Below are 9,883 nucleotides of genomic sequence, written 5' to 3' on the forward strand. Positions count from 1 at the left end.
CGGACGGTAACGACTGTTCCGGACGATCAGGTACCGGATCTGGGTCTAGGCTGCCGGCGTGCCCGAGACCAGCCCCACGGCGCGCGCGCTGCTCGCGCTCGAGCTGCTCCAGTCCCGGCCGGGGATCACCGCGGAGCAGCTCGGCGAACGACTGGATGTCACCGAGCGGGCGGCCCGGCGGTACGTCGGCATCCTCCGCGAGGCCGGCATCCCGGTGGAGTCGACCCGCGGACCGTACGGCGGCTACCGGGTCGGTCGCGGGCTGCGGTTGCCGCCGTTGATGTTCAGCGCCAGCGAGGCGCTCGCCCTGGTGATGGCGGTGCTCGACGGCCACCCGGACGCCGGCGACCCGACCGACCCCGTCGGCAGCGCGCTCGGCAAGATCGTCCGAGCGCTGCCGACCTCGATCACCGCGCAGGCCGAGACGGTCCGCCGAGGGGCCGCGTCGGCGACCGACCGGAGCGCGGTCCGCCCGGACCCGGAGACGACCGCGACGCTGGTGCACGCCAGTGAGGCAGGTCGGCGGGTGCGGATCGGGTACCGCACCGAGGCGGGCCGAGAGTGGTCGGCCGAGGTGGACCCGTGGGCGGTCGTGGTGCGCCACAGTCGCTGGTACCTGTTGTGCTGGAGCCACGCGGTGGAGGCCCAGCGTGCGTTCCGGATCGACCGGGTGCGCAGCGTGGCGCTGCTGGACTTCCCGTTCACACGGCCGGCCGACCTCGACCCGGTCACCGCCCTCGAGGAGCACCTCGCGGCCGGCTGGGAGTTCGAGACCTCGGTCGAGATCGACCTGCCGGTCGACCAGGTCTGGCTGCCGCGCGTGATGGGGCGGTTCGAGCCGCTGCCCGACGGACGCACCCTGCTGACCGGTTCGACCAGCAACCCGTACGGCTACGCCGAGGACCTGGCCCGGCTCCACACGACGTACCGGATCCTGGGTGGTCCCGAGCTGCTGGCCGCCGCCCGCGACGTCGGGAAGAGGCTGCTCGACGCTGCCGGTGAGGGATAGGAGCTACGCCCGAGCCCCGACTCGGGCCGCGACCGCGGCGGCGGCATCCTCGGCCACCAGGTCCGCGTTGATGTGCGCCCCGGCCATCGCCCCCAGCGATGCGGACGCGCCGACCTGGGCGGTCAGCTCGCTCACGTTGCCCGCGACCCAGACGCCCGGTACCTCGGTGCGGCCCCCGACGTCAGCGGGCACGTGGGTGCCGACGCCGCTGGGGTGCTCCGCCACCGGGAGCCCCAGCCCGGCCACGTGCGCGACTCGCGCCTCCATCCGGGTCGCCACCACTACTGCGTCGCGCGCCACGACCTCGCCATCCGCGAGCACGACTCCGGAGAGACGGTCGTCCGTCACCGCCACGCCGTGGACCGGCTGATCGACGATCCGGACGCCGAGCGCGGCGAGCTGCTCGGCCTGCTCCGGGTCGAGCGGCGCTTCGTGCGTGAAGTAGACGACATCGTCGCTCAGCTGCCGGAACAGCAGCGCCTGGTGGTGCGACATCGGTCCCGAGCCGAGCACGCCGATCGCCTGGTCGCGCACCTCCCAGCCGTGGCAGTACGGGCAGTGCAGCACATCGCGGCCCCACCGCTCGGCGAGACCGGGCACCTCGGGTAGCCGGTCCACGAGCCCGGTAGCGACCAGCAGCCGACGGGACCGGACCGACCTGCCGTCGGCGAGCGAGACCACGAAGCCGCCGTCCTCCGGGACGGCGTCGACGACCTCTGCCGCGACGACGTGACCGCCGTACCCCCGGACCTCGGACCGCCCGCGCTCGAGCAGCTCGCTCGGCGGCATCCCCTCGCGCCCGAGTAGCCCGTGCACCCCGTCGGCCGGAGCGTTGCGCGGTTCGCCCGCGTCCAGCACGACCACGGAGCGCCGCGAGCGCGCCAGCATCAACGCCCCGTTCAGCCCCGCGGCGCCACCGCCGATCACCACCACGTCGTACCGATCCCTCAGCTGATCACTCATGACCACCATGGTGGCGGGACGATGCCGGATTCGCAAATGTCGTTGCCGGTATGGCAATCTACCGCCATGACGGACACGATCGACCAGACCCTGACCTCCGTGGGACCTCGACTGCGAGCGCTTCGGCAGGAGCGGGAGACCACGCTGGCCGACCTGGCAGCAGAGACCGGCATCTCGGTCAGCACGCTCTCGCGACTGGAGTCGGGGACCCGGCGACCGACCCTGGAGCTCTTGCTGCCGCTCGCCCGCGCGTACGACGTGACGCTCGACGAGCTGGTCGACGCTCCACCCACCGGTGACCCTCGGGTGACGCTGCGGGCCACCAAGGCGGGTGGGATGACGATGCTGCCGCTGACCCGCCGGACCGGAGGCATCCAGGCCTACAAGATCGTGATGCCCGGGCGCGGTCCGAGGGCACGCGCGCCGGAGCTCCAGACCCACGAGGGATACGAGTGGGTCTACGTCCTCGACGGCGAGCTGCGGCTGCGGCTCGCCCACCACGACCTGGTGCTGTCGCCCGGTGAGGCCGCGGAGTTCGACACCCGCACTCCCCACTGGTTCGGGTCGGCGGGCCCGGATCCGGTCGAGTTCCTCAGCCTCTTCGGCAAGGAGGGCGAGAAGACCCACGTGCGGGCTCGGCCCAAGCCGCGCGAGCGGAGCGGTTCCTAGACTGCCGCCCGTGACCCCACACTCCATCGACGGACTCACCCTGCTCCGACCCGGCACAGCCGCTTACGACGAGGCCCGGCAGGTCTGGAACGCCATGATCGACCGGCGACCCCGGCTGGTCGTGCGATGCACCTCGCCAGGTGACGTCGCCGCCGGCATTGCCCTCGCTCGGTCGGAGGGGCTCGAGGTCGGGGTGCGCTGCGGCGGCCACAGCATCGTCGGCCACGCAGTGCCGGATCAGGGCCTGATGCTCGACCTGACCCCGATGGCCGCCGTGCGGGTCGACCCGGTACGGCGCCGGGCTTGGATCCAGGGAGGAGCCCTGCTCGGAGCGCTCGACGTCGCGACCCAGGAGCACGGGCTGGCGACGACCGCCGGCAACGTCTCCCACACCGGCGTCGGCGGCCTCGCGCTCGGCGGCGGGATGGGCTGGCTGGCCCGGCAGCACGGCCTCACCTGCGACAACGTGGAGTCCTTCGAGCTGGTCACCGCAGCCGGCGAGGTGGTGCGCGCCTCAGCGACCGAGAACCCGGAGCTGTACTGGGGACTGCGCGGGGGCGGCGGCAACTTCGGCGTCGTCTCGGAGTTCGAGCTGCGGCTCCACGAGACGGGAACGCAGGCGCTGACCGTCGAGCTCGACTTCCCGGTTGCCGTGGCCGCCGAGCCGATGCGCCGTTGGCGCGACCTGAGTGCGGCAGCGCCGCGCCCGGCGACGTACGCCGCGTCGGTCTTCGGCGGGATCGCGACCCTCGGCTTCGTCTGGGTCGGCGACCCCGAGGTCGGTCGGGCGCACGCCCGCGTCCTCGGGTCCCTGGGGGAGCCGGTCGCACGCCGCGTCGTCGAGCTGTCCTACGTCGACCTGCAGCGGCGCGAGGACACGCTCGAGGGTCATGCGCAACGTCGTTACTGGAAGGGCCACTACCTCCGCGAGCTGCCGGACGAGGCGATCGCCGCTCTGCTCGAGCACGATCCGGCCATGGGCGCCAGCCTGCAGGCGTACGGCGGCGCCATCGCGGAGGTGCCACCTGATGCCACCGCGTTCAGCCACCGGGACACAGCGTTCGAGTACGTCGGCGCGGCCCGGTGGACCGATCCGGCCGAGGACGACGACCGGATCGCGACGGCCCGCGCCTGCGCCGCGCGGCTGGCGCCGTTCTCCAGCGGCACGTACGTCAACACGCTCGGCGACGACGGGAACGACGGGGTGCGCCTCGCGTACCCACCCGCCACGCTGGCTCGGCTGACCGCTCTCAAGGACCGCTACGACCCCGCCAACGTCTTCCACCTCAACCAGAACATCCCGCCCAGCGCGCCACCGGCGGGCTGAGGTTCAGCGACCGCCCAGGTCGAGTCGCATGACCACGCGGGGGAAGCCCCCGGAGGTGGCGTCGGTCCGCGCCGCCAGCGTGAAGCCGGCCGCCTCGAACAGAGCCCGGGTCCCGACGTACGCCATCGTGAGGTCGACCTTCTCGCCGTGGTTGTCGACGGGATAGCCCTCGACCGCGGGCGCCTGGTGCGACCGGGCGTAGTCGACGGCGCCCTCGAGCAGGGAGTGCGAGATGCCCTGCCCCCGGTGTCCGGGTCGCACCCGGATGCACCAGATCGACCAGACCGGGAGGTCGTCGACGTGCGGGATCTTGGCGGAGCGGGCGAACGGCAGGTCGGCACGCGGCGCCACGGCCGCCCAGCCGACCACCTCGTCGCCGTCGTAGGCGAGGACGCCCGGCTTGACCCGCTTCCGGGTCAGGGCCCTGACGTGCTCGCCCCGCTCAGGCCCCACCAGCTCGCGGTTCAGCTTCGCGGGGATCCGATGGCTCAGGCACCAGCACACGTTGGCGTCGTCGCGCTTGGGCCCGATCATGGTGCGGAGGTCGTCGAACCGCGCGAGGGTCGCGGGCCTCACGACGATGCTCATCGGCTCACCCGCCTCCCGCGACCATGCGGACCGTGATCTCGTCCCCCTCGTCGAGCCCCTCCGCCCGGCGCACCACGTCCTTCAGAGGGACCAGATAGCGGCCGTCCTTGGGGAACAGTGAGGTCTCCCACTCGGTGTCGCCGATCGTCACCTGGACCGGGATGACACCCCAGCCGTAGGTCAGCACGGCCGAGGCCTCCTTGAGGTCGGCACTGTCCTCGTCGGGCAGCGCCACGTAGTAGTACGGCGCAGGACCCCGCCACTCGAAGATCCGCCCGGTGAACTCGAACTCCACGCCACCTCCCACGTCGATCGCCGCCATGCTGGCACAGGTTGCGGACGACTTCCTTCCGGAACCGATGAGTCACGGGCCCGAGCCCGGTCACATCGTCATGGACATCAACCTGTTGTCGGTGCTCGTCGCCGCCGTGGTCGCGTTCATCGCCAGTGCCGGGTGGTACGCCGCCCTGGGAGACGCCATGGTCCGACACCAGCGTGCGTGGCGCGGTGCCGAGCCAGCGGAGGCACCCCGCGCCTCACAGATGCTCGTGTTCCTCGGTGTGGCTGTCGCGGTGAGTCTCGCGGTGGCTGTCGTGCTCGACCTCGCCGGGGTCGACGAGTGGCTCGCGGGCGCGGGCTGGGGGCTCCTGCTGTGGGCCGGGTTCGTGCTCACCCAGTGGGTGAGCGCGACCGCCGGGGAGGACGTGCCGGTGCCACTCGCCGCGATCCACGCCGGGGACTGGCTGGTGCGGCTCGTCGCGGCGGGCGCGATCATCGGCGCCTGGCCATGAGCCGTCCGGTCAGGGTGTGAGCTGCTCCCCCGGGCCGAACACGTCGAGCACCACCCCGGAGGCGCCGATCGCCCCGTTCTCGGCGGTCCAGTAGGTCCCGGCCCGGCCGTCGGCGACCACGACCGACCCGCCCGTGGCAGCGCCGGTCTCCGCCAGCGTCACCGACGAGCCGGCGTTCACCCCGACCGCCAGGGTCTCGGGAGTGGCCGAGACCCCCGCGTAGAGGCGACCCCAGCCGAACTCGGTGTTCAGCCAGGGGACGAGCGTGGCATCCACCAGTCCCAGACCGGGCTGGAAGGCGGCGTCGCCGGCCTGGAAGGAGGCGATGCCCAGATCCTCGCGGTCGCCCGAGGATGTCGAGCGACGTTTCGGGGAGTACCACTCGCCGAGCGCGGCGGTGACCGCGCCGTCGGTCAGCACGGCCGGGTGCCCGGTGACGACCTCGGTGAGCCAGCTCCGGAACGCCGGTTCGGAGAGCCGCGAGCCCACCACGACCGGGTCCGGCGCAACGACCAGCACCCCACGGGCGCCGGTGAGGTCGGGCACCTTCGTGCCGTACGCCGCCGTCGCCACCGAGCCGGTCCAGCCGGCGGCCTTCACCGCCTTCACGTAGGCGCTGGCTGCCTTCTTGGCACCGACCACCACGACGACGATCCGGTCCTTCTTGGCCACCCCACCCTGCGAGGCCGCGGCCACCACGTCACCGACCCCGGCGACCGGCACGTCGCCGCCACCGAGCACCAGCGTGCCGGGGTTGTCGTCGGCCGGCGTGGTCCACGGCGAGACCGTGGGGTTCGGCAGGAGAGTGCCACCACGGCTGTAGGTGCGGCTCACCAGGTCGTACGACGAGCCCGTGGTCAGCAGGTGGGTGAGGATCCCGCGTGCCGAGAGCACCGCCGGGTCGCCGACCCACTCGTGCGTGGCACCCAAGGTCTCCAGGTCGACCAGGGCGACCGAGCCCTGGCCGAACACGTCGGACAGAGTGTGGTCGCCGGTGCTGCGGACGCCGGTGCCGTAGTCGATGCCGACGCCGACCGGGCTGGTGGCAGCGCGCTCGTCGGCCGTCGCGATGGTCGAGATCGTTCGTCCGAACCGGCCTCGCTGGTAGAAGTGCTGGTCGTAGATCGTCGCAGTCGACCCGAAGGCCAGTCCGCGCTCGGCGTCGCCGTCGTCCCCCCACCACATCAGGGTGGATCCCTGCCGGAGCCCGTCCTCGGGGCCGAGGTCACCGACGTACCCGTTGATCATCGACAGCGACTCGACGGCTGCGCCGGCGCTGGTGCCGCCGACCACTGCGCCGCGGTCGCTGGCCGCGTGCATGGCAGCCTCCGCCGGGCTGTCGGCGAGGATCGACATCGCGAGCCCCTGATCCCCGCCGAGCACGAAGATGCCGTCGGTCCCCGGGTCGGCGAGCGCGGTCGAGTTGGCGGGGTCGAGGGCGTCGGCACGGTTGAGCAGCACGGCCAGGGTCGCGGTGCAGCCCGTCAGAGGTGCGGCGACGACCGCGTCGCACGCCGCCTCCACCTGATCGGTGCGCTCCTGCGCGAGCTCGAGGTTCTCGGCCCGGTCCGCCGGGGCGTCGCCGTACGCCGCCGGCACCACGACCAGGTCGACCGTGGGGCCGCTCGCACCGTCCGCGGCAGCGATCGCGAAGGCCTCCAGGGTCGGTGTCTCGTAACCACCGCCGATCGGCGTCATCACGCGGTCGTCCTCGGCCGCGCCGGCGACCCCGGTGAGAGCGAGTGCCGCGGTGGTGCCGGCGGCGATGATGAGGCGGACGGTCCCGAGACGAAGTCGCATGGCGTCACCGTACCGTCCCGCACCGGAGCGCGCGCTACCGAAGTGCTAATGGGCCAATCGGCTCTAGCCTGTTAGTCTTATGAAGATGCGCGACGTGATCCGCTACCCCGACGGAGGCTGGGCCGAGCTCGTCGGCAACGACCTGGCGCTCGACCTGGTCAACACCGTCTCCTGGCGTCGCGACCCGGAGCGGAGGGTGGACCGGCTCGCCGACGTCGCAGCGCTGCTGCACTGGTGCGGGGTCGCGGCCGTGCTCGACCCGCAGACGCGCCGACGACTGGCGCGGCAGGCGGAGGGTGACCCGGCTGCCGGAGCGACCGCGCTGGAGCGGGTGCGTGAGCTCCGGGAGCTGCTGTACGACGTGCTGCTGCCCCTCGCCGTCGGGGACCAGCCGCAACTCCCGGCCGTCCGTGGCCTGCACGCGCTTCTGCTCGACTCCCTCCGCCGCGTGGAGGTGGTTTCGTTGCTGCCGCTGGAGTGGGCGGCGGACCCGGGCGACCTCGGGGACCTGCCCGACCGGTTCGCCGTTCACGCGTGGCGCCTGCTGGAGCGTGGCGACGTGGACCGGCTGCGTGAGTGTCAGGGCGCAGGGTGTGGATGGCTGTTCCTCGACCGCAGCCGCAACGGCGCGCGGATCTGGTGCAGCTCGAACGACTGTGGGAACCGCAGCCGCGTCCGGCGCCACTACCAGCGGCAGCATGGCCCCCGGGACGAGTCGGTGGCTCCGGAATGACGACGCGAGCGAGCTTTGTCAGCGGGTTGCGGTTGGGCGTCGGGCCTGGCGCCGCCACGTTCGTCCTCGGTGTCTCCTTCGGCGCCGCCGCCACCTCGGCCGGCTGGGGACCGGTCTTGCCGATCCTCTCCTCGATGTTCACCTTCTCGGGGTCGGCCCAGTTCACGCTCGTGACGACGCTGCCGACCGGCACCGCGGCAGCCGCCGTCGTGGCCGCGCTCCTGATCAACCTGCGATACCTCGTGATGGGCATCGCGCTCAACGACAGTCTCCGTGGCGGTCGCTGGTGGCGGGCCCTCCAGTCGCAGGCGCTGGTCGACGCCTCCTTCGTGGGAGCACACCAGGGCGGCGGCCGGTTCGACGTCGCGCGGATGGTGGGCATGACGGTGACCCAGTGGACCTGCTGGGTCGCCGGGACCGCCCTGGGCGTGGGTCTGCGTCCCGACCCCGACCTCCTGGAGAGGCTGGGAGGTGACGTGGTGTTCCCCGCCTTCTTCCTGCTGCTCGCGCTGGAGGAGGTCAGGTCACCGCGGGCGGGCGTCGCACTGGTGGTGGGCGGCACCCTCTCCGGGCTGGCCATGCTGGTCCTCGACCCCGGGCTCGCGCTGCTGGCCGCGACGGCCGGCGCGGTGGTCGCGGCTGCACCGATCCGGCGGCGCGACCGGAGTGACGCGGGGGCATCCCGATGAAGGCCTGGATCGCCGTGCTCCTCGTCACCGTCGGTGCGAGCCTGCTGAAGGCGGTGGGTCCGCTGGCGCTGGGCCGGCGGCCGCTCCCGGACTCGGCCCGGCGCGTGGTCGGCTTCATGGCTCCGGCGCTGCTGGCCGGGCTCATCGTGGTCGAGCTCGGTGGCAACGGAGGGGACGGCCTCGACGGAGCGCAGATCGCCGGCGTCGCGGTTGCCGGGATCGCGTGGCGGCTGCACGCCCCCATGCTGCTGGCCGTGCTCCTCGGCGCGTTGACCGCCGCCGCCCTGCGGCTGCTCTGAGTGGGCTCAGCCGGAAGCGGTGTTCGCCGTCCAGGCCCGTTCGACGAGCTCGGCCAGCACGTCGCGGTCGACGTCGTCGAGCCGCTTGACGTAGAGGCAGCCCTTGCCGGTGGTGTGAGGTCCGAGCCGCTCGAGCAGGTCCTGCTTCGAGTCGTAGTACGTGAGGCCGTACAGCGTCAGCGCTGCCTTGCGCGGCGACAGCCCGACGGCGAACCACTCGCGCTCCTTGCCGTCGGCCGTGGTGTAGCGCTGCGTCCCGAATCCGACCATCGAGGTCCCCCACATCACCGGCTCCACGCCGGTGACCTCGCGTATCAGCTGGGTCGCAGCCACCGCATCCGCGCGACGGCGCTCGTCCGGAAAGGAGTCGAGGAAGGCCCCGACGTCGCCCGTGCCGGGCTTGGTGACTCTGTCGTCTGCCATGCCGCCAGCGTCGCACAGCGCGGGCGCGACGGGAGCCGCGTCGACCCCCTACGATCTCGCTAGCGCCCAGGAGGTTCCGTGCTCGTCGTCGCCGCCGTTCTCGCCACCCTCGCCGCACTCCTCCATGTCTTCATCTGGTGGCTGGAGTCCTTCGCGTGGACCGGCCGCGCCCGAGCGGTCTTCGGCACCTCCCGTGAGGAGGCGGAGGCGACCAAGGAGCTCGCCTACAACCAGGGCTTCTACAACCTCTTCCTCGCCCTGATCACCGGGGCGGGCGTCCTCACGCTCGCACTCGACCACCACGACGTCGGCGTCGCCCTCATCGTCGCGGGCACCGCACCGATGCTCGGAGCCGCACTCGTCCTCGTGGCAGGGTCGCGCGCCCGCGCGGCTGCCGCGTTCCGCCAAGGCCTGCTCCCCGCGCTCGCGCTGGTCTGTCTCCTGATCGCCACCGCCTGACCCGCCCGGTTGAGTCGCGGGTGTGCGGCCGTTGATTCGCGTGCTTGCGGCGATTCAGTCGCTGGTTTGCGGCGGCCGTACGCCGCGCACGCGCCACATACCTGCCGCGCACGCGCCACTCACCTGCCGCGGA

Annotated in this window: 13 protein-coding genes; 8 read left to right on the forward strand and 5 right to left on the reverse strand. The window is 72.6% G+C overall.

The window, feature by feature from the left end; translation table 11 throughout:
- Positions 1-58 precede the first annotated feature (58 nt).
- Complete coding sequence (locus VFZ39_RS05660) at positions 59-1,009, forward strand: helix-turn-helix transcriptional regulator (protein ID WP_330864756.1); 951 nt, start codon at positions 59-61, stop codon at positions 1,007-1,009.
- 3 nt (positions 1,010-1,012) lie between these two features.
- Here VFZ39_RS05660 and VFZ39_RS05665 read toward each other — a convergent pair whose 3' ends face one another.
- Complete coding sequence (locus VFZ39_RS05665) at positions 1,013-1,972, reverse strand: NAD(P)/FAD-dependent oxidoreductase (protein WP_330864757.1); 960 nt, start codon at positions 1,970-1,972, stop codon at positions 1,013-1,015.
- Between the two features lie 66 nt (positions 1,973-2,038).
- Between VFZ39_RS05665 and VFZ39_RS05670 the strand changes: the two genes are divergently transcribed.
- Both VFZ39_RS05670 and VFZ39_RS05675 read left to right on the forward strand, forming a co-directional pair.
- Positions 2,039-2,641, forward strand: coding sequence for a helix-turn-helix domain-containing protein (locus tag VFZ39_RS05670; protein ID WP_330864758.1), 603 nt, complete (start codon positions 2,039-2,041; stop codon positions 2,639-2,641).
- A 10-nt stretch (positions 2,642-2,651) separates the two neighbouring features.
- Positions 2,652-3,968, forward strand: coding sequence for an FAD-binding oxidoreductase (locus VFZ39_RS05675; RefSeq protein ID WP_330864759.1), 1,317 nt, complete (start codon positions 2,652-2,654; stop codon positions 3,966-3,968).
- A gap of 3 nt (positions 3,969-3,971) precedes the next feature.
- Here the strand turns inward: VFZ39_RS05675 and VFZ39_RS05680 are convergent, their stop codons facing one another.
- Together VFZ39_RS05680 and VFZ39_RS05685 are read right to left on the reverse strand one after the other, a co-directional pair.
- A complete protein-coding gene (locus VFZ39_RS05680; protein ID WP_330864760.1) occupies positions 3,972-4,556 on the reverse strand; it encodes a GNAT family N-acetyltransferase in 585 nt (194 codons plus the stop codon).
- 4 nt (positions 4,557-4,560) lie between these two features.
- Positions 4,561-4,878, reverse strand: coding sequence for a DUF1905 domain-containing protein (locus VFZ39_RS05685; protein ID WP_330864761.1), 318 nt, complete (start codon positions 4,876-4,878; stop codon positions 4,561-4,563).
- On the opposite strand from VFZ39_RS05685, the gene VFZ39_RS05690 reads away from it, so the two are divergent.
- Positions 4,877-5,347: a DUF1761 domain-containing protein gene (locus tag VFZ39_RS05690; protein ID WP_330864762.1), complete on the forward strand. Its 471-nt coding sequence runs from the start codon at positions 4,877-4,879 to the stop codon at positions 5,345-5,347. The genes VFZ39_RS05685 and VFZ39_RS05690 overlap by 2 nt on opposite strands.
- A 9-nt stretch (positions 5,348-5,356) precedes the next feature.
- On the opposite strand, the gene VFZ39_RS05695 is transcribed toward VFZ39_RS05690, so the two are convergent.
- Complete coding sequence (locus VFZ39_RS05695; RefSeq protein WP_330864763.1) at positions 5,357-7,147, reverse strand: cyanophycinase; 1,791 nt, start codon at positions 7,145-7,147, stop codon at positions 5,357-5,359.
- An 85-nt stretch (positions 7,148-7,232) separates the two neighbouring features.
- Here VFZ39_RS05695 and VFZ39_RS05700 point away from each other — a divergent pair, with 85 nt between their 5' ends.
- Genes VFZ39_RS05700 through VFZ39_RS05710 form a run of 3 tightly spaced genes read left to right on the forward strand, consistent with a single transcriptional unit; the run spans position 7,233 to position 8,868 of the window.
- Entirely contained in the window at positions 7,233-7,880 is a 648-nt protein-coding gene (locus tag VFZ39_RS05700; RefSeq protein WP_330864764.1) for a CGNR zinc finger domain-containing protein, read from the forward strand.
- Positions 7,877-8,569: an AzlC family ABC transporter permease gene (locus VFZ39_RS05705; RefSeq protein ID WP_330864765.1), complete on the forward strand. Its 693-nt coding sequence runs from the start codon at positions 7,877-7,879 to the stop codon at positions 8,567-8,569. Before VFZ39_RS05700 ends, VFZ39_RS05705 begins: the two co-directional genes overlap by 4 nt.
- The gene (locus VFZ39_RS05710) at positions 8,566-8,868 is read left to right on the forward strand and encodes an AzlD domain-containing protein (RefSeq protein ID WP_330864766.1); all 303 of its coding nucleotides are present in this window, start codon (positions 8,566-8,568) and stop codon (positions 8,866-8,868) included. Before VFZ39_RS05705 ends, VFZ39_RS05710 begins: the two co-directional genes overlap by 4 nt.
- Positions 8,869-8,874: 6 nt before the next feature.
- On the opposite strand, the gene VFZ39_RS05715 is transcribed toward VFZ39_RS05710, so the two are convergent.
- Positions 8,875-9,291, reverse strand: coding sequence for a DUF1801 domain-containing protein (locus VFZ39_RS05715; protein WP_330864767.1), 417 nt, complete (start codon positions 9,289-9,291; stop codon positions 8,875-8,877).
- A 78-nt stretch (positions 9,292-9,369) separates the two neighbouring features.
- Between VFZ39_RS05715 and VFZ39_RS05720 the strand changes: the two genes are divergently transcribed.
- Complete coding sequence (locus VFZ39_RS05720) at positions 9,370-9,750, forward strand: DUF1304 domain-containing protein (RefSeq protein ID WP_330864768.1); 381 nt, start codon at positions 9,370-9,372, stop codon at positions 9,748-9,750.
- Positions 9,751-9,883 lie beyond the last annotated feature (133 nt).

Origin of the sequence: Nocardioides sp. (genome assembly GCF_036374615.1) — a bacterium.
In the GTDB taxonomy this organism is placed as follows: Bacteria; Actinomycetota; Actinomycetes; order Propionibacteriales; family Nocardioidaceae; genus Nocardioides.

Bases quoted from the DNA above. Each gene is read 5' to 3' on its own strand.
- VFZ39_RS05680 (WP_330864760.1), bottom strand. From the start codon at position 4,556: ATGAGCATCGTCGTGAGGCCCGCGACCCTCGCGCGGTTCGACGACCTC.
- VFZ39_RS05715 (WP_330864767.1), bottom strand. From the start codon at position 9,291: ATGGCAGACGACAGAGTCACCAAGCCCGGCACGGGCGACGTCGGGGCC.
- VFZ39_RS05690 (WP_330864762.1), top strand. From the start codon at position 4,877: ATGCTGGCACAGGTTGCGGACGACTTCCTTCCGGAACCGATGAGTCAC.
- VFZ39_RS05705 (WP_330864765.1), top strand. From the start codon at position 7,877: ATGACGACGCGAGCGAGCTTTGTCAGCGGGTTGCGGTTGGGCGTCGGG.
- VFZ39_RS05710 (WP_330864766.1), top strand. From the start codon at position 8,566: ATGAAGGCCTGGATCGCCGTGCTCCTCGTCACCGTCGGTGCGAGCCTG.
- VFZ39_RS05685 (WP_330864761.1), bottom strand. From the start codon at position 4,878: ATGGCGGCGATCGACGTGGGAGGTGGCGTGGAGTTCGAGTTCACCGGG.
- VFZ39_RS05695 (WP_330864763.1), bottom strand. From the start codon at position 7,147: ATGCGACTTCGTCTCGGGACCGTCCGCCTCATCATCGCCGCCGGCACC.
- VFZ39_RS05665 (WP_330864757.1), bottom strand. From the start codon at position 1,972: ATGAGTGATCAGCTGAGGGATCGGTACGACGTGGTGGTGATCGGCGGT.
- VFZ39_RS05670 (WP_330864758.1), top strand. From the start codon at position 2,039: ATGACGGACACGATCGACCAGACCCTGACCTCCGTGGGACCTCGACTG.
- VFZ39_RS05700 (WP_330864764.1), top strand. From the start codon at position 7,233: ATGCGCGACGTGATCCGCTACCCCGACGGAGGCTGGGCCGAGCTCGTC.